At 65.7% G+C, this 17,498-nt stretch carries 19 protein-coding genes, 1 tRNA gene and 1 pseudogene; 13 read left to right on the top strand and 8 right to left on the bottom strand.

Annotated features, from left to right (window positions below; genetic code table 11):
• Nucleotides 1–17: 17 nt before the first annotated feature.
• Genes B1756_RS03630 through B1756_RS03610 form a run of 5 tightly spaced genes read left to right on the top strand, consistent with a single transcriptional unit; the run spans nucleotide 18 to nucleotide 5,153 of the window.
• Nucleotides 18–971: an ABC transporter permease gene (locus tag B1756_RS03630; protein ID WP_086887319.1), complete on the top strand. Its 954-nt coding sequence runs from the start codon at nucleotides 18–20 to the stop codon at nucleotides 969–971.
• A gap of 7 nt (nucleotides 972–978) precedes the next feature.
• A complete protein-coding gene (locus B1756_RS03625; protein WP_086887318.1) occupies nucleotides 979–2,127 on the top strand; it encodes an ABC transporter permease in 1,149 nt (382 codons plus the stop codon).
• Nucleotides 2,127–3,239 carry an ABC transporter ATP-binding protein gene (locus tag B1756_RS03620; protein WP_086887317.1) on the top strand — a complete coding sequence of 371 codons (1,113 nt, stop codon included), beginning with the start codon at nucleotides 2,127–2,129 and terminating at the stop codon, nucleotides 3,237–3,239. The genes B1756_RS03625 and B1756_RS03620 overlap by 1 nt, the downstream gene beginning before the upstream one ends.
• Nucleotides 3,236–4,579: an ABC transporter ATP-binding protein gene (locus B1756_RS03615; protein ID WP_086887316.1), complete on the top strand. Its 1,344-nt coding sequence runs from the start codon at nucleotides 3,236–3,238 to the stop codon at nucleotides 4,577–4,579. Before B1756_RS03620 ends, B1756_RS03615 begins: the two co-directional genes overlap by 4 nt.
• Nucleotides 4,580–4,634: 55 nt before the next feature.
• Nucleotides 4,635–5,153 carry a DUF7974 family protein gene (locus B1756_RS03610; RefSeq protein ID WP_120649690.1) on the top strand — a complete coding sequence of 173 codons (519 nt, stop codon included), beginning with the start codon at nucleotides 4,635–4,637 and terminating at the stop codon, nucleotides 5,151–5,153.
• Nucleotides 5,154–5,551: 398 nt separating this feature from the next.
• On the opposite strand, the gene B1756_RS03605 is transcribed toward B1756_RS03610, so the two are convergent.
• The 3 genes from B1756_RS03605 to B1756_RS03595 form a co-directional block, all read right to left on the bottom strand.
• Nucleotides 5,552–5,626: transfer RNA gene (locus B1756_RS03605), tRNA-Met, on the bottom strand.
• Nucleotides 5,627–5,690: 64 nt separating this feature from the next.
• Nucleotides 5,691–6,137, bottom strand: a complete 447-nt coding sequence (locus tag B1756_RS03600; protein ID WP_086887315.1) for a GtrA family protein — start codon at nucleotides 6,135–6,137, stop codon at nucleotides 5,691–5,693.
• Nucleotides 6,130–6,933: a glycosyltransferase gene (locus B1756_RS03595; protein ID WP_086887314.1), complete on the bottom strand. Its 804-nt coding sequence runs from the start codon at nucleotides 6,931–6,933 to the stop codon at nucleotides 6,130–6,132. Before B1756_RS03595 ends, B1756_RS03600 begins: the two co-directional genes overlap by 8 nt.
• 130 nt (nucleotides 6,934–7,063) lie before the next feature.
• Between B1756_RS03595 and B1756_RS03590 the strand changes: the two genes are divergently transcribed.
• Nucleotides 7,064–7,909: a DUF7847 domain-containing protein gene (locus B1756_RS03590; RefSeq protein WP_086887313.1), complete on the top strand. Its 846-nt coding sequence runs from the start codon at nucleotides 7,064–7,066 to the stop codon at nucleotides 7,907–7,909.
• A gap of 149 nt (nucleotides 7,910–8,058) precedes the next feature.
• On the opposite strand, the gene B1756_RS03585 is transcribed toward B1756_RS03590, so the two are convergent.
• Complete coding sequence (locus tag B1756_RS03585; RefSeq protein WP_086887312.1) at nucleotides 8,059–8,325, bottom strand: HAH_0734 family protein; 267 nt, start codon at nucleotides 8,323–8,325, stop codon at nucleotides 8,059–8,061.
• Between the two features lie 150 nt (nucleotides 8,326–8,475).
• Between B1756_RS03585 and B1756_RS03580 the strand changes: the two genes are divergently transcribed.
• The 5 genes from B1756_RS03580 to B1756_RS03560 are packed head-to-tail and all read left to right on the top strand — an operon-like array spanning nucleotide 8,476 to nucleotide 10,711.
• A complete protein-coding gene (locus B1756_RS03580) occupies nucleotides 8,476–8,760 on the top strand; it encodes a 50S ribosomal protein L44e (RefSeq protein ID WP_086887311.1) in 285 nt (94 codons plus the stop codon).
• Between the two features lie 5 nt (nucleotides 8,761–8,765).
• Nucleotides 8,766–8,939 (top strand): 30S ribosomal protein S27e, encoded by a 174-nt coding sequence (locus B1756_RS03575; RefSeq protein ID WP_086887310.1) that lies wholly within the window; start codon nucleotides 8,766–8,768, stop codon nucleotides 8,937–8,939.
• Nucleotides 8,936–9,733, top strand: a complete 798-nt coding sequence (locus B1756_RS03570) for a translation initiation factor IF-2 subunit alpha (RefSeq protein WP_086887309.1) — start codon at nucleotides 8,936–8,938, stop codon at nucleotides 9,731–9,733. The genes B1756_RS03575 and B1756_RS03570 overlap by 4 nt, the downstream gene beginning before the upstream one ends.
• A 24-nt stretch (nucleotides 9,734–9,757) precedes the next feature.
• Nucleotides 9,758–9,937, top strand: a complete 180-nt coding sequence (locus B1756_RS03565) for an RNA-protein complex protein Nop10 (protein WP_086887308.1) — start codon at nucleotides 9,758–9,760, stop codon at nucleotides 9,935–9,937.
• Nucleotides 9,938–9,943: 6 nt separating this feature from the next.
• On the top strand, nucleotides 9,944–10,711 hold the full coding sequence (locus tag B1756_RS03560) for a proteasome assembly chaperone family protein (RefSeq protein WP_086887307.1): 768 nt from the start codon (nucleotides 9,944–9,946) through the stop codon (nucleotides 10,709–10,711).
• A gap of 91 nt (nucleotides 10,712–10,802) precedes the next feature.
• On the opposite strand, the pseudogene B1756_RS03555 reads toward B1756_RS03560, so the two are convergent.
• The 3 genes and pseudogenes from B1756_RS03555 to tbsP form a co-directional block, all read right to left on the bottom strand.
• Nucleotides 10,803–11,150 (bottom strand): annotated as a pseudogene (locus tag B1756_RS03555) (Rpp14/Pop5 family protein); the annotation flags it as partial.
• Nucleotides 11,147–11,884, bottom strand: coding sequence for an RNase P subunit p30 family protein (locus B1756_RS03550; protein ID WP_086887305.1), 738 nt, complete (start codon nucleotides 11,882–11,884; stop codon nucleotides 11,147–11,149). The gene B1756_RS03550 and the pseudogene B1756_RS03555, both read right to left, overlap by 4 nt.
• Nucleotides 11,885–12,193: 309 nt before the next feature.
• Nucleotides 12,194–13,012: a transcriptional regulator TbsP gene (tbsP, locus tag B1756_RS03545; protein ID WP_086887304.1), complete on the bottom strand. Its 819-nt coding sequence runs from the start codon at nucleotides 13,010–13,012 to the stop codon at nucleotides 12,194–12,196.
• A gap of 407 nt (nucleotides 13,013–13,419) precedes the next feature.
• Between tbsP and B1756_RS19310 the strand changes: the two genes are divergently transcribed.
• Nucleotides 13,420–13,563: a hypothetical protein gene (locus tag B1756_RS19310; RefSeq protein WP_161493139.1), complete on the top strand. Its 144-nt coding sequence runs from the start codon at nucleotides 13,420–13,422 to the stop codon at nucleotides 13,561–13,563.
• Here the strand turns inward: B1756_RS19310 and B1756_RS03540 are convergent.
• Nucleotides 13,560–15,821 carry a hypothetical protein gene (locus B1756_RS03540; protein ID WP_086887303.1) on the bottom strand — a complete coding sequence of 754 codons (2,262 nt, stop codon included), beginning with the start codon at nucleotides 15,819–15,821 and terminating at the stop codon, nucleotides 13,560–13,562. The two genes, B1756_RS19310 and B1756_RS03540, sit on opposite strands and share 4 nt — an antisense overlap.
• Before the next feature lie 253 nt (nucleotides 15,822–16,074).
• Here B1756_RS03540 and glyA point away from each other — a divergent pair, with 253 nt between their 5' ends.
• The gene (glyA, locus tag B1756_RS03535; protein WP_086887302.1) at nucleotides 16,075–17,328 is read left to right on the top strand and encodes a serine hydroxymethyltransferase; all 1,254 of its coding nucleotides are present in this window, start codon (nucleotides 16,075–16,077) and stop codon (nucleotides 17,326–17,328) included.
• Nucleotides 17,329–17,498 lie beyond the last annotated feature (170 nt).

Here is a 17,498-nt window from a genome sequence, read left to right as displayed (position 1 = left end):
ATTCTTCCACAGGCCCGATGTCGCTCGGAAAGTACGTGATCAGACGAACGCTGTACGCGGTCCCGGTACTGTTCGGTGTGACCGCGATCACGTTCTCGCTGCTTCACCTCGTGCCGGGCGACGTCGTCGACGTGCTCGTCGGCTACGAGTCCGTCGACCCGGCCACCAGAGCCGACCTCGAGGCCAAGTACGGACTGAACCAGCCCATCTGGCAGCAGTACCTGCAGTGGCTCGCCGACGCGCTCACGCTCGAGTTCGGCGAGTCGCCGGTCACCGGTCGCGACGTGGAAGCGACCGTCGCCCAGCGCCTCCCGGCGACGCTGGCACTCGGTTTCGCGGCGTGGGCCGTCTCGCTCGCGGTCGGCATCCCGGTCGGCATCCTCGCGGCCGTCAGGCGCGACCGGCCCGCAGACGAGGCGAGCCGACTCGCCGCCCTCGCGGCCATCGCGACGCCAAACTTCTGGCTCGGGCTCGTCCTGCTGTTCGTCTTCGCCGTCCAGCTCGGCTGGTTCCGGGTGACGCCACCGGAGGCTCCCTTGTTTTCTCTCGAGATGCTCCGATTCATGGTCCTGCCGACGATCACCCTCTCGGTCGCCTCGGCTGCAATCGTCGCCAGACTCCTCCGGGCCTCGATGTGTCGAGAACTCGAGGCCGAGTACGTACGAACCGCTCGAGCCAAGGGACTACGGGAGCGAACCGTGATCGGCAAGCACGTCCTTCGCAACTCGCTCGCCGCGGTCGTCACTTTCGCCGGCCTCCAGATCGCGCTGCTCGTCGACGGCGCCGTCGTCGTCGAACAGGTGTTCTCCTGGCCAGGGATGGGCCAGCTCGTCGTCGAGGCGATCGATCAGCGGGACGTCCCGGTCGTTCAGGCCGTCGTCCTGCTGATCGGCGTCTCAGTCGTCGTCGCGAATCTGCTCGTCGACGTCGCCTACGCCGTGCTGGACCCGCGGGTGCGATACGACCGGTGATCGATCCATGACCGACCCCAGCCCGACACGTCGACGTGGCCGCCTCCGGATCGAGGGCTTCGACGCCTCGGAAACGGAGGCTGCCACCGCGACGTCCGTCCAGGAATCCGGCTCGAGTCGAGCCGAGCAGGGTGGTCGGGTGAACGCCGACCACGTCGACCGCGTTGCCGCCGAACGCACCGGACCCGTACACGACCCGCTCCGACCGGGCCGCGACCACGGGTCGACCGGCCTCCACCGCCGCTCCCGCCGGGACGACGTCCTCGAGCGACTCAGCCGGAACCGATCGGCCATCGTCGGCGGTTCACTCCTCTTCGCCCTGACGCTGGCCGCCGTCTTCGCCCGCCCGCTCGAGGTGACGGCCGTCGGCTACCGGATCGCACTGCAGCCGATCGGGCTGGCTCCCTACGAGCCGACGGCGATGTACGTCGGCCCGACGAACGCCGGACCGTCGCTGGCCCACCCGTTCGGCACCGACTGGGCCGGCCGGGACGTCTTCTCGCGCGTGCTCGTCGGCGGACGCTACAGCCTCGCGATCGGCGGGCTGGCAGTCGCACTCGCCTGCGCGATCGGCATCCCGCTCGGAACGATCTCGGGGTACGTCGGCGGCCGGGTCGACGACCTGTTCATGCGCGTCGTCGACACCCTCTTCGCGTTCCCGTTTCTCGTCCTCGCGATCGCGATCGTCGCGGTACTCGGCCAGGGCGTCTGGAACGTCGTCCTCGCGCTCGTCCTGACCGGCTGGCTCTCTTACGCCCGCCTCGTTCGCGGAGAGGTCCTCTCGATCCGCGAATCGACGTACGTCACGGCCTCGAGGGCGCTCGGAACCCCGACCCGGACGATCATCTGGAAACACGTCCTCCCCGGCGCGCTCGCACCTGTCGTCGTCCAGGCCACCCTGAACGTCGGGACCGTCGTCCTCGCGGCCGCTGCCCTCGGCTTCCTCGGACTCGGCCTCCCGCCGGGCAGTGCCGAGTGGGGGACGATGCTCGCCGACGGCTACCACGCGCTGCTCCAGGGTCACTGGCACGTCACCGTCTTCCCCGGCCTCGCGCTCTTCACGCTCATCCTCGCGATCACCCTCCTCGGCGACGGCCTGAACGACGCACTCGACCCTCGAACCGACAGCTTCGAACGCGAACGGAGGGGTCGCTGATGGCGCTGCTCTCCGTCGAGGACCTGACCGTCCAGTTCTACACCGACCGGGGCGTCCTCCGCGCCGTCGATGGCCTGAGCTACGAGATCGAGCGCGGGGAAACCCTCGGTATCGTCGGCGAGAGCGGTGCCGGCAAGACCGTCACGAGCCTCGCGCTCCTCCGGCTGCTCGAGGACGGCGAGATCGTCGACGGCTCCATCAGGTTCGACGGGCAGGACGTCCTCGAGTGCTCGCCGGCCGAGCTTCGCAGGCTCCGGGGCAACCGCGTCGCGATGGTGTTTCAGGACTCCCAGTCGGCGTTCAACCCCGTTTACACCGTCGGCGAGCAGATCGCCGAGGGAGTCCGCGCACACGAGGACGTCTCACGGCGGGAGGCGCGAGAGCGAGCGATCGACCTCCTCGCTCGCGTCGACGTCGCCGCACCCGCCAGCCGGTACACCGATTACCCCCACGAGTTCTCCGGCGGGATGCTCCAGCGGGCCGCCATCGCGATGGCGCTTGCCGGCGACCCCGACCTCCTGATCTGCGACGAGCCCACCACCGGCATCGACGTCACCGTCCAGGCCCAGCTCCTCGAGTTGCTCGCGGAACTCGCCAGCGAGGACGGACTGGCGATCCAGCTGGTCACCCACGACCTGGGGGTCGTCGCCGAGTGCTGCGATCGCGTAGTCGTCCTCTACGCCGGAGCTGCCGTCGAGTGCGCCCCCGTCGAATCGCTGTTCTACGAGCCGAGTCACCCCTACACTGCAGGCCTGCTGGCCTCGATCCCGCGCCTGGGCGACGACCGCGACCGGCTCCCCCAGCTTCCCGGCTCGATACCCGACCTCGTCGACCGGCCCACCGGCTGCCGGTTTCACCCGCGGTGTCCGTACGCCGAGGCGATCTGCCGGACTCGAGAGCCGACACTCGAGTCCGTCGACGGCGACGACTCGAGCGGAGGCCCGGGCGGTGACCGCCAGCCTGCTCATCGGGCGGCCTGCCACGCTTACACCGGCGACCTCGAGGGCGACCTCGAGTACGAGGTTCGGGTGCTCGACGACGAATCCGACCGATACGACCGGCCAGTAGACGCCAGCGACCCACCGTCGACCAGCGGAGGCGACCGGACGTGAGCGCCCCCGTCCTCGCCGCACGCGACCTCGAGGTCCACTACACCACGAGCGACGGCCTCCTCGAACGACTGGCCCGTCGCGGCGACACCGTCCGGGCCGTCGACGGCGTCGACCTCGCGCTCGAGGCCGGCGAAACCCTCGGCCTCGTCGGCGAGAGTGGCTGTGGCAAGAGCACGCTCGCGCAGGCACTGGTCGGGCTGGAAGAAACCACGGGCGGAACGGTTACCTACCGCGGGAGAACTCTCGAGTCGCTCTCAGGTGAGGACCGCCAGACGTTCCGGACCGACGTCCAGTACCTCTTCCAGAACCCGGGAGCCAGCCTCGATCCGCGCCTCCCCGTCGGCGACGCCGTGGCCGAACCGCTCGCCGTCCACGACGTCGTCCCCCCGGCCCGACGCGACGAACGCGTCGCCGAACTGCTCGAACTCGTCGGCCTCTCGGCCACCGACGCGAACCGGTACCCCCACGAGTGCTCGGGCGGGCAGCGCCAGCGGATCGCCATCGCCCGCGCACTCGCCGTCGAACCCTCGGTGCTCGTCTGCGACGAACCCGTCTCGTCGCTCGACGCCGGCGAGCAGGCCCGCATCCTCAACCTGCTCGCCGACCTCCGGGACCGACTCGAGCTCACGACGCTGTTCGTCAGTCACGACCTCTCGGTCGTCGACCACGTCGCCGACCGAATCGCCGTCATGTACCTCGGGCGCGTCGTCGAACGCGGCACGCCCGCCGACCTCTTCGACGACCTGCTCGAGCCCGAGCACGGGACCGAAGACGAACGCGGCGACCAGCCAACCCTCCACCCCTACACCGAGGCGCTGGTCTCGGCTATCCCCGAACCCGACCCGCTCTGGGAGGGCAGACGAATCGTCCTCGAGGGCGACGTCCCCTCCCCCATCGACCCGCCGACGGGCTGTCGGTTCCACACCCGCTGTCATCGGCTCGTCCCGCCCGACCCGTTCGACCTCGAACCCGCCGAATTTCGACCCGTGATGACACTGCGGACTCGACTCGATCGCGTCGAGTCCGGAGCGATCCGCGGTCCGACTCCGGCGACGATTCGAGAAGCCCTCGGCGTCAGTTCCCTCGAGTCCGGACCGGAACTCACGACCACCGCGATCCGGGATGCAATCGGCCTCCCCGACTCGCTCTCGGATCCAGCCGCCGAGAGGCGACTCGAAGCGGCGCTCGAGGCAGTCGTCGCCGGAGACGTTTCCAGCGCTCGGTCGACGCTCGAAGACGCCTTCGAGACGCCCTGCGAGTCGTGCTCACCCGCGTTCCGGCCCGTCGCCGACGGCCACGAGATCGCCTGTCGCCGGTTCGAGGAGAGCCGCGACGAGTAGTCACACAGAGGCACGCTCGATACGCTTTTGGAGAGCCGACTCGAGCCCTCGGTACGTGCCGTCTCCGTCCACGGGAGCCGATCCAGTCGATCGGCAAGAACGCTCCCGCGAGCGCGAGCGCCCCGACCGGTCACGGACCGTCGACTTCGGAGCGCTGAGCCACGCGTTCCTCCCGGAACGACTGCGCACCCGGGCGATCACCGTGACCATCGAGACCGACCGCGACTGCTATCGAACCGGCGAGTCGGTGACGCTCACAGTTACGCTCGAGAACCGCCTGCCAATCCCGGTCCGTCTCCGGACGGAGAGTCCCGTCGGCTGGCACTGGTCGGTCGACGGCCACCCCGAGGGATCCGCCGTCGCTCGACCCGCTTCCGACCGGACGGGCGTCATCTCGTTCGCTCGCGGCGAGCGCAAGCGATTCCGCCGGCGCTGGCCCCAGCGCGTTCGCGTGAGCGACCACGAGTGGGACGCCGCCGATCCGGGCCGCCACACCCTCGAGGCCCGCATCGACCGCCCCGACGCCGACGCGCGCGGACTCGTCGATCGGACGACCCTCGAGATCGTCGCGTGAGCCGTTGCTGTACAGCGGTCGCGTTCTCTGGACTGTCGCCGGACCTCGAGTGAGGGTTACCGACGCTCGAGACGTGTCTGTTTCCCGTTCTGCGTTGTTTCGTGGCCAAAGCTCGAAGTCGTTCTACAGTCGAGAGGGTGACTCTCGAGGCAAAGGAGGGCTCGATATCGGTGGCAGCCTCGAGGTGGGAGGTAGATTTGAACTACGTCCACTTCGCTCCCCGCGGTCGCTCGTGGCTTACTTCAAATCTACTCGGCTCCATTTGCTGCTCACGTGTTGTTCGCAGCAAAACGATAGCGGGAGGTAGATTTGAACCACGGTCGCAGCGAAGCTGCTCCCTGATTCAAATCCACCACCATGCTATGGATGGCGCTCACGGATTTGTTCGCGCCAAAACATAGCGGGAGGTAGATTTGAACTACCGATCTGCGGGTTATGAGCCCGCCGGAATCTCCTGGCTATCCCATCCCGCTACCTCTTCCTAACCGAGTGTACTAATTAAGGGTTGTGATTCGGCCACCGTATGCGGGTTTCACCCTAGCTGCGGTGTACCTTCCACGTATAGAGGCTCTCGAAGGCGTAGTTGACGAAGAAGCCAGCGCCGATGCCGACCACGTTTGCGAGTACGTACCACATCCCGACGCCGTAGTGCAACCCCGCGAGGACACCGAGGGTCACGAGAAACCCACCGAACCGGACCAGGTTCGACCTGACGAAGCGGCGACCGAGCGCCCGCGGCCCCATTGGACCGTACCGGGCGAACGTCCAGTATTCGTTGATCACGAAGATGACGATGATCGACAGCTCCCACGAGATCACCTTCGCCAGCACCGGCCCGAGAATCGTCAACTCGACGAGCAAGAAGAGCGATACGACGTCGACGCCAGCGCCGACGAATCCCACGCCCGCGAACTGGCTGATCCTCGTAGGTGCGTACAGCGCCCCCAGGAGCCGGCGAATCGCCTTCCGAAGTGACTCACTCATCGTCGGAGACGAACCGCCGGTGTGATTCGGCCGCGAGCGTCTCGAGGACGGGCGCTGCCTCGGGAACGACGCGACCGATCGATTCGTGTACCGGATCGCCGCGGAGTCGACCAGCCCGGTGGTGGGCCTCGAGCAGCCCGCCGGCCAGCTCGAGTGTGGTACCCACAGAAGAGACGGTCGACTGGGGGGCGTCGGCCCAGGTCACCGGAACCTCCTCGATGCGGTACCCCAGCGCGTCCACGACCGCAAGGAGTTCGACGTCCCACGCGAAACCGGACTCACAGAGGTGTGAGGCGACCTCGGCCCAGGCACCCGCGTCGATGGCCTTCGTCCCGCACTGGTAATCCCACACCGAAACCGAGAGTACCCGCCGAGCGACCCACGCGAAGACGTCGCCCAGACGCTCCCGGAGCGTCGACTGGGAGTTGTAGACGTCGGCCTCCGGGTGGCGCCGGGAGCCGACGGCGAGGTCGGCCCGTCGTTCGCGCACGCGATCGACCACTGCCGCGACCGACTCGACTGCCGTCGAGCCGTCGGCGTCGACGAACGCCAGCACTTCCGTCTCGAGCGCACAGAACCCGGCCGTCACCGCCGCGCCTTTCCCCCGGCGATCAGGGGCGACGTCGACGGTCGCAGGCAGGTGCTCGAGCGCGGCCAGTGTCTCCCCGCAGGGTTCGTCGAGTTCGATCAGGATCGTCTCCGGCTCGAGGCGGTCCTCGAGAGCCAGCACGTACGATCGTAACAGGTCGACGTCGGGGCGAAACGCCGGGATAACGAGGCCGACCGTCCGACTCATTCGTCTCGACGGTGGGTCCACCCGGTGAAAAGCATGCTGAAAGGTCGCCGCCGGTGGACGATCGACCGACAATAGCGCTCTCGGTCGCCCTACTGACAAGCTATTTATCCAAGACGCAGAGAGATATTGTATGGCTGTCATTCAGGCCCTGAAACGAACTCCCTCGACGGTCCTCGGACATCCGATCGTCTTCGTGGCCGTCCTCCTGTACGGAATCGTCGTCACCCTCTTGCAGATACCACAGTTGATCTACCAGCAACCGGACTCGCTGGTGACCGCACTCGTGCCGTGGCTGGTTCTCGGCGTGTCGATCGTTCTCTATCCGTTCCTCTGGGGCGGACTCGTCGGGATCGCGAACGACGCCGCGAGCGGCCACTCACCGACGATTGGTCGCTTCGCCGCGCACGGCCGGTCGTTCTATCTGTCGATACTGGGGGCGTACCTGCTGCTAACTGGCGTCGTCATCGCACTGGTTATCCCGTTCACGATGGCGATGATCGCCGGCGGGTTCGCGTTCGTTCTGACCGACGGCAGCGCGGTTGGCCTCGCCATCCTTGCACTGCTCGGACTGGTCTTTCTCGCGATCTACCTCGGCGTGATGTTCGTCGTCCAGTTTTTCCTCCACGCGATCGTTATCGAAGGGACCCGTGCTATCGAGGGCCTGAAGCGAAGTCTCGAGGTCGTCCGGTCGAACCTGCTCTCGGCGTTTGGCCACGCGCTCGTGGTCGCCGCCGGTGGGTTCCTCGTGGCAATCCCGTACATCGGCGTGCAGTTCTGGCTCTTCCCGCCGACGATGCCCGGCGAAGACCTCACGCTACCGGATCCCGGCGTGGCCGCAGGTGCGTTCGGCGTCTCGACGCTCTTCGGCGCGATCGTCGGCGTATTCTTGCTGGTCTTTACCGTCCAGTTCTACCGGGCCGTCATCGGCCTCGAGGGAGCAGGCGCTCGGGGTACCGGGACGACGAACGACTGGTAACGAAACCGAACGGTCTAGATGACTCCAGATCGGTCGACAGGGAGACGACCGGTCGGTCACCGGAGAACCGAGACAGAAGAGAACGGACGAGCGACGAACGGCCGATCGTTCGCACGAACCTCGCGCCCGTGAGCGACGGCCGGGAGAGGTCAGATGACGAGTTCGCCCTGAGACTCGACGACGTCGATCTCGTCGGCGTCGACCAGGTCGACGTCCAGGAAGTGCGGGATGAAGTTGCGTTTCTCGTAGTCTTCGATTTCGGACTCGTCGCCGACGGTACACCAGAGCTGGACCGCCGAGGGACCGTGCCACTCGCCGTTGCGGCTGATCCCGAAACAGACCAGTCGGTCCCCCTCGTGCTCGATGACGGCACCCTTCCGGATTCCCGGATCGCCCTGGATGATGAGCCGCTTCATACTCGCCACTTCTGGCGATGGCGGATTAAACGCTTCGACCGGACTCGAGCGTGAGCGGGCGGTGGGCTGGGACGGCGACCCATGGCCGGGGCGGCGACGAACCAAACGGGTTTTAAACAGGGCTGTCCTAGGCCTCGTCAAGAACTACTCATGCAGATGCCACGCCGGTTCAATACGTACTGTCCGCACTGCCACGAACACTACGAACACGAAGTCGAGAAGACCCGTACGGGTGCCTCGACGGGGATGAAGAAGGTCGCCGACCGCCAGCGCAAGCGCCAGACCTCGAGCATCGGGAACTCCGGTAAGTTCTCGAAGGTCCCCAGCGGCGAAAAGCCCACCAAGAAGACCGACCTCAAATACCGCTGCACCGAGTGCGGCAAGGCCCACCTCCGCAAGGGATGGCGCGCCGGCCGACTCGAGTTCCAGGAGTGATTTCCATGGCAGGAAACTTCTACTCCGTCCGCTGCGGTGACTGCGAGAACGAACAGGTCGTCTTCGGCAAGGCCGCCACCGAGGTCGCCTGCGCCGTCTGCGGAACGACGCTGGCTCGCCCGACCGGTGGCAAAGCCGAGATCGAACACGAGATCGTCGAAACTGTCGAGTCACGATGAAGTACAGCGGCTGGCCCGACCCCGGCGAACTCGTCGTCGGCAAGATCGACGAGATCGAAGACTTCGGCGTCTTCGTCGATCTCGAGGAGTACGAGGACAAACGCGGCCTCATCCACATCTCGGAGGTCGCAAGCGGGTGGATCAAGAACGTCCGCGACCACGTCCGTGAGGGCCAGATCGTCGTCTGCAAGGTACTCGAGGTCGACGAGAGTCACGAGCAGATCGACCTCTCGCTCAAAGACGTCAACGACCACCAGCGCTCGGAGAAGATCCAGCAGTGGAAAAACGAGCAGAAGGCCGACAACTGGATGGATCTGGCCTTCGAGGACCTGGACGACGAGCGCTACGGCCCGGTCGCGAACGAACTGATCGCCGCCCACGGCAGCCTCTACGAGGGCTTCAAACAGGCGGCCATCCACGGCGAAGAAGAACTCCAGACGACCGACCTCAGCGACGAGGAACTCGAGGCCATCGTCGAAACCGCCCGCGAGAACGTCTCGGTCCCGTACGTCAACGTCACCGGCTACGTCGACCTCGAGAACCCCTCGCCGACTGGCGTCGACGGCATCCGCGAGGCCCTCGAAGCGGCCGGGGGTAACGGCGAAGTCCCCGAGGAGGTCGACCTCGAAGTGAGCTACGTCGGCGCGCCCGAGTACCGCATCGAGGTTCAGGCACCCAACTACAAGACCGCCGAGGACCAGCTCGAGGCGAGCGCCGATCGTGCGATCGCCGCCATCGAAGACCAGGGTGGAGAGGGCGACTACCACCGCGAGCGTCGGACTGACGACGAGTAACGGCCTCGTTCCGGAGCACCCCACATGAAATCCGACATCCGGGTCTGTTCGGCGTGGCGCGACCGACACGACCGCCCGATATACACCCTTTCTGACACCTGTCCCGACTGCGGTAGCGACACCGAAAACAGCGCGCCGGCTCCGTTCGATCCCGGTGATCCCTACGGGGAGTACCGACGCGCTCTTAACGGTCGCGGTCGCTGATACGGTATGGACGAACTCGACATCGAGACGGTCGCCGAGGTCGACCTCGACGACCCCGTACTCGTCGAGGGGCTGCCGGGCGTCGGACACGTGGGGAAACTCGCCGTCGACCACCTGCTCGAGGAACTCGAGGGCGAGAGCACGCTCGTGCGGCGGGTTTACTCCCCGGAGTTTCCGCCGCAGGTAACCGTCGAGAACGGTGTTTCGGAACTGACCTGTGCGGAACTCTTCGCGGTCAGTACCGCAGACGGCCGAGACCTGTTGCTCCTGACCGGCGACCATCAGGCCCAGACCAACGAGGGTCACTACGTGCTAACGAGCGCGTTCCTCGACCTCGCCGAGGAGTTCGGCGCGACCGAGGTCTACGCACTCGGCGGCGTTCCGACCGGTGAACTCATCGACGAATACGCCGTCGTCGGTGCTGTCAGCGACGAGTCGCTCGTCGACGAGCTCGAGGGCGCAGGCGTCGAGTTCCGCGAGAACGAACCTGCCGGTGGCATCGTCGGCGTCTCCGGGCTCTTGCTCGGCCTCGGCGAGCGTCGCGGGTTCGAAGCGGCCTGCCTGATGGGCGAGACCAGCGGCTACCTCGTCGACCCCAAGAGCGCCCGTGCAGTGCTCGAGGTGCTCGAGGAACAACTCGAGATCGACCTCGAGTACGAATCGCTCGACGAGCGTGCCGACGAGATGGAAGACGTCATCGGCAAGATCCAGGAGATGGAACAGCAACAGCAGATGGACGTGCCGACCGACGACGACCTTCGGTACATCGGCTGACGATCGTCACTGGTCGCACCGTCTACATTTCGTTTCGTTCGGTATTCGAGAGCGGTCCCTGACTCCAGCGGCGTCACCGCTCGAGTTCCGGCAGGTGTGACTCGACGGCCGCCCGGATCGTCCCGCTGATTCCACAGATCCAGACCCCCACGGGGTCGCCGTCGATCGAATCGATGCAGGCGATGGCCGCTCGAGCCGGTTCCGTCTCGCCGCGGCGGACGCGGACCAGCGCTCCGCCCTGACCCGATTTGCCGTCGAAATCGAACCGAATCACCCGGAGGTCCGCCGCTGCACTGCCCGGATCCCCCAGCAGGTTCTGTCCTGCGTACCAGACCTCCCGCTGGAACGACCGTCGGTCGACGTCGGTCCCCGGTCGCGTCTCGAGTTCGACCGCGAGGTAGCGCCAGCGCGGCCGGAGGTGTTTGGGGAGGTGTTTCACGGCTGGGTACCTCGGTTCGGTTGCCCCTCGCCGTCTGTCTCCTCGTATCGACCGCGTCGAACGCCCGGCTCGAGGAACGACTCGGACATGATATCGCGGTTTCGCTCGGCGAGGCGACCCCACTCGGCCAGCCCGGCTTCGACGAACTCCCTCGAGAGGCCGATTTCGTCGCCGAGCGCCAGCAGTTCCCGGGGAGCGCGAACCTCGAGGTGTGACCTCGGTGTCGCGCTCACGACGTAGGGGGCGTCGTAATAGTCGACGAGTTCCCGAAGCTTTCGAAGCCCCTGAAGCGCCCGGACGCGCCGACCGCCGTGGCTTCGCAGCACGGGCCCGAGGTCGAACTCGAGGCGGACGCCGTTCGTGACGGCGGCTTTCACGAGGACGTGATTGACGTCACCCTGTCCGGCCATCGGTCGGGCGAGGACGTCCACCTTGTCGTTCTCGACGGCGAAGCGGTTCATCGCGTTCGCCCCGCCCACGACGACCACGATGGTCTCGTCGGTCCGGTAATTCCCGACCGCACCGCTTGCCTGCTGTGGATCGTCGGTCTGGACTTCGACGCCCGAGACGACGTCGACACCAGCGTCGGCGCGGATCACCTCGGCGTCGTACTCCGCTCGAGCACCCGCGCCATTGCGCACGACCACGCCGTCGAACCCGTATCTGGCCGCGGTCGTCGCGAACTCCGCGACTGAACTCTCCCCGTCGGGGGCGGCGTGGACGGCCTCGTACATACGCGTGAGTTGGGTGGTGAGAACTTGGGGTTTGCGTCCTGTCCCCGAAGAAAAACAACACACGTCGGCCGGAAGCACGCTCGCCGACTCGAGGCGAGCGTGTGACCCGGGGGAGGGCAGGCGGTCCACGATACCGACCGCGAACGAAGCCGGCGGCTGAGCGAGCGGGCCGACGACTGATGTGAACGAGCGACGATGCGACGCGAAGCGTCGCAATAGAGCGAGAGAACGGAAGGAGAAGGCTTTTGATCGACATTTTGCCGAGTGCGGTCGCAAAGCGACCGCACACAGAGCAAAAGGTCGGTGGTCCTAGTTCAGAATCGACTGTGCGACCGTCGCGAGCTGGCCGTTGTCTGCCTCCTGCAGTCGGTCGTCGCCGATCTTCAGGCGCAGGCGCGGGCGACCGACGTCGATCGGGACCTTCTCGGTGTCGATCAGGCCCATGTCCTCGAGTTTGGTCTTCGTCCGGCTGAACGTTGCTTTGGAGGCGATACCGACGTCCTCGCCCCACTTGCTGATGTCGTACAGCAGTGCCTCGTTGCGGGCGGCCACGAGCAGCGAGATGGTGACCTCGTCGAGGCCGTCACCGTCGCCGCGGGCGGTCTCGAGTGAGTTGAGAATCGAGGTGAAGTCAGCTTCCGCCTCGGGGCTGATTTCTTCGGAGAGGGTTTCGCGAACGTCCGTGATCGGCGGTGTTCGGAGGTTGAACGCGGTGGCGTCCTCCCAGCGAGCGGCGTAGGTGTCGTAGGTGTCGGAGACGAAGCCGTCGTCGTCGGTGACGAGGCCGCCGACGCGGTCACCGGCGTGGACGACGGCGACGACGCGCTCGTCGGTGACGAGCAGCGAGTTCTCGGGAGCTTCCTCGAGCGTTCGGAGCACGAGGGCGTCGGCGCTGATCAGGTCTGCAGCGTTCGAGGCGACGATGAAGTCGTCCATGACGTCCTTGAGCGTCCGTTCGTCGGCGAGCATGTGTACCGTCGGCAGCGAGCCGTCGAACTCGGTCGCGACGCTGACGAACTCCTCGATAGCTTCCCGGGAGGGGTTGACCATGTACAGGTCCCCACGTTCGTCCTCGAGAACAGTCTCGAGTATATCATCGATCTGGTGGTTAAGTAAATTCGAGGTCATGCCTATGGAGAAGTAAACGAATCATGGCTACTTAATTTTGGCGGCCGTTCGCACACGATAACTTCTCCTCTACCGGCTGAACCGGTGATTTTTGTCCCAAATCGTATTGTTATTCCGACTATTTTGCGGGTCCACAGGACAATTTCTCGACTACGTGAGGTGTTTTCGCTGACAGGTGATCTCACTACTCCCCTACGTTACCATGTGTCATGATCCACAATACCACGATTGAGCGCATCCGGGTCGGTAGAGGATTCGATCTGGCGAGGGCGATAGGTGGAGTGAAGCGGGATACTGGTCGGACCGAAGTGGACATGCGATCGGTGCGACTGGATCGGCCATAACGTGGCGCGGATGCCCACGTCTGACGATAATTATTTATGGATAACGTGTTACTGTAGTATCGTATGGGTGATAGTCACTATCGACTGTGTGCGGAGGTGATCGAACTGGCGTTCGGACGACGTCAGGCGAGTGGTGATCTCACGACGGATCGACGTCCCGAGTTTCTCGCTCGAGCGAAGCGTGTGAGTACCTACGGCGGACCCTAACGGGCGAACTCCGACCAGAGGTCTTCCGACCAGTAGAGGTCGCCGTCGTAGACGACCGACGCTTCGGTTTCTTTGAGCAACGACGTGAGTTCCCCTCGAGAGAGCGTGAAGTGTGATTTGCGCCCACAGAGGTACGCGTAGTCGTTTTCTTCGGTATGCGGGAAGTAGTACGAGCCAGTGACCCGTGTCGAGTAGCAGTCGAAGGTGACGAGAAATCGCTGGGGGTGGGTGCCGTGGCCCTCGTACCCGTCGCGGGCAGTCTGTGAGGCGTCGTCGTAGTTGAGAGTCACGCCGTCGTCCCCGGAGTCGATCGGATCGACGATCATCGTCGTCGGCGCCCGGTGCTCACCCTGGGTGAGCGAGTGAGTGCCGTCACCGACGACGGCGTAATCTTTGCCCATCATGATTCGCCGACGGGCGAGGCGCATCGCGCGTTCGATACTGAAGCCGTGGACGAGGAGTTTGGCGAACGTCGAACCGACCTTGAGCGCGTGCTCGTTCAACACCTTGGTAAAAGTGACCGCACCGGCGACGCTCCCCTTCTCGACGAGCGCGCGTCCCTCGTAGAACGAGCCACAGGCGTTGAGAAAGAACGTCTGGACCCGACATCGGTCGAGACTGGACGTCGAGAGATAGCCGTCCGCACAGCGCAGGCCGTCAGTTTCGCAGTGGCCGATGTAATGGACGAAGTCGTGTTCGGACTCGAAGACCCGGGCGAGGTCGGCGGTGCGCAGTGACTCTTCGACGGTAACCTCCATCGGGAGTTGTTCGGACCGTTGCCGGTAGATGTCTGCGACGCGCTGGCGCTCGCCTGCCATCTCGGGATCGTTGAGTACCACGCAGATGGAGATCGCGTCGCTGTCTCGCTCGAGGTAGGCCAGCCGGTTCGCGTAGGCCTCGGTCGCGGATTTGAAGACGTCGATTGGAACGCCCGCGGCCAGCCAGCCGTGGACCCGCCCGTGTCTGAGTTCGGGTTTGACGACGTCGACCGACGGAACCTGTCCGGTGTTCGAGCGGTCGTCGCCCGTCGGTGTCGTGCTCGCGCGGCAGGTGGCGTCTGCAGGCTTTTGGATCCGTCCGCGGTAGAAGTCCTCGAGCGAGCGTTCGACGAGTTCACGCCCCTCGAGTTTGGACGTCCGGGGCGTGTAGATCAGGCTCAGGCGGTCGAGCAGGTACGGCAGCGCCTCGACGCGGTCGTACTCGGGGGTGACGTACGTCGAGAGGTGCCAGTCGGGGAGTCGGTGTTCGATCGCCGCGAACGGCACCTCGAGATAGGCGGCGAGTCGTTCGCCGGGGGTAGCGTCGTAGAGCTCCTCGGCGTCGAGTTCGAGGGCCTCGAGCAGGCTCAGTTCGGCCAGTCGCGTTCCATAAGGACCTGCGTTCCGGACGAGACAGTCGAGGAAGAACGTCTTCCGGAGCAACTGCGTGACCTCGAACTCGAGGTCCGGCATCGTCGAGAGCGGTTCTTCTACGGCGAACTCGGGGATTCGGAGCCGAGGGGCGGCCGCCGTTGCTCCCCTCGCCGGTCCCGGTGGTGTCCCGGACGACGTCGCCGCCATCGTGGCCCCCGGCTCGAGGACGTCGACGCTGGCCTGGAGGTAGTACGCGAGTGGCGCGACGGTGTACAGCGACTGGTAATCGGCCGGTACGAGGAGTTCGACGCCGGTTTCCGGGGTGGCTTCGCGAAGGTGCTCGGGAATCTCGAGGTCGTCGCCGGGCTCGAGCAGGGGTGGATGGCCGCGGAGCGTCGGGTAGGTTCGGTCGGGACCGGTCGTCTTGTGGGACGACGAGAGGTGTGATAGCGCCGTCGCCAGGGCGGCAGGGCTATCGGGAACGGTGATCGTGTCGGCGGGGAGTTCGTGACGGCTGCGAAAGCCGACGACGACCCGGGTCCGCTCGGGGAACGTGACGACGATCGATTCGTAGTCGTCGGTCCGTTCGATCGTCGCGGCACTCGAGAACCGAAGGTAGATCTTGATCTCGGTGTCGACGTCGACGACGTACTCGTCGGCCGGGAGCGAGAGCGTGTCGCTCCCGGGGTCGAGTTCGAACCGGTCGTCGGCACCCATGGCGAACGCGTAGACGATGGCGTGGGGAAACTCGAGCGTACGAGTGGTGGCCAGGACCGTCTCGTCGACTGGACGCGGCACGTCCTGGTCTGACGCCGTGACGGTGAGTTCCGTCCCACGGACGAGTACCGCTGCGTTGTCGGCGTCAGTAACGCGAAGGGCGTGGGGTGCCACGTCCCACTCGATCATTCGATACCAAGAATGTCAGGCAGGTAAGTTAGTTGTATCGAATGGTGTGGTAGCGACTGTGACGGTGCCGAATTACCGGGCGTCGCCCGTCAAATGTCGGTCGTCTGTCCGCCGTCCGTCTGCCGTGGCCCGCGGCCTCTCGAGCGTGGCGATCACCGGGAAACGGCACGTTGCGACGAAGACCTGTCCCAGAAACGGCGATCGCTGAACCGGGAAAGGTACACTTATACAGCCGCCAGCCGGCAGTTCGCACATGGACCACGACCACGTCCGGGACGTCGATCCCGCGGTAGCTGACGCACTCGAAGGTGAACTCGAGCGACAGCGCTCGACGCTGCAGATGATCGCCAGCGAGAACCACGTCAGTCGCGCGGTCGTCGACGCCCAGGGGAGCGTCCTGACCAACAAGTACGCCGAGGGCTACCCCGGTTCGCGCTACTACGGCGGCTGTGAGTACGCCGACGAGGTCGAACAGCTCGCCATCGACCGCGCCGCGGAACTGTTCGGGGCCGAGCACGTCAACGTCCAGCCCCACTCTGGCACGCAGGCCAACCAGGCCGTCTACTTCGCCATGCTCGAGCCCGGCGACAGGATCCTCTCGCTGGATCTGACCCACGGCGGCCACCTGAGCCACGGTCACCCGGCGAACTTCGTCGGTCAGCTCTACGAGGTCGAACAGTACGAAGTCGACGCCGAGACGGGCTACATCGACTACGACGGACTCGAGGAACAGGCCGCCGAGTTCGACCCAGATATCGTCGTCTCCGGCTACTCGGCGTATCCGCGCGATATCGACTGGGAGCGCATTCAGGACGTCGCCGACGACGTCGACGCGCTCCACCTCGCGGACATCGCCCACATCACGGGGCTGGTCGCCGCGGGCGTTCACTCCTCGCCCGTCGGCATCGCCGACTTCGTCACCGGCTCGACGCACAAGACCATCCGCGCCGGCCGCGGTGGCATCGTCATGTGCGACGAGGAGTACGCCGACGACGTCGACGCCGCCGTCTTCCCTGGCGGGCAGGGTGGCCCGCTCATGCACAACGTCGCTGGCAAGGCCGTCGGCTTCGAAGAGGCCCTCCAGCCCGAATTCGAGGAGTACGCCGAACAGACCGTCGCCAACGCGAAGGCCCTCGGTGAGACGCTCGCCGACGAGGGCTTCTCGCTGGTTTCGGGCGGCACCGACAACCACCTCGTGCTCGTCGACCTCCGGGAGAGCCACCCCGACACCTCCGGCGGCGACGCCGAGGTCGCCCTCGAGGAAGCCGGCATCGTCCTGAACGGCAACACGGTGCCCGGCGAGACGCGCTCGGCGTTCGACCCCTCGGGAATCCGCGCCGGCACGCCCGCGCTCACGACTCGCGGCTTCGACGAGGACGACTGCCGAAAAGTAGGCGAGTTGATCGCCCGCGTGATCGACGCACCCGACGACGAGGCCGTCAAGGCCGAGGTTCGTGAGGAAGTCGAGGCGCTCTGTGCGGCGAATCCGCTGTACGAAGACGACTGATCCGGACTCCGGTCGCCGTCTCTCTCGCCATTTTTCTGTCACCGCTTCTCGGCCGCTCGAGCGGCCGTGCTGTTCGCCGTTCGCCGTTTTCCGTCCGATCGGCGAAACCGACGACTGCCCGCACGTTCCCGGAATACGCACGCACCGGTTTTGACCGGCACCACGGGGTC

Source organism: Natrarchaeobaculum aegyptiacum, from assembly GCF_002156705.1.
Taxonomy (GTDB): domain Archaea; phylum Halobacteriota; class Halobacteria; order Halobacteriales; family Natrialbaceae; genus Natrarchaeobaculum; species Natrarchaeobaculum aegyptiacum.
The sequence above is the reverse complement of the archived record's forward strand: the minus strand, read 5'-3'. Positions and strand labels throughout refer to the sequence as shown.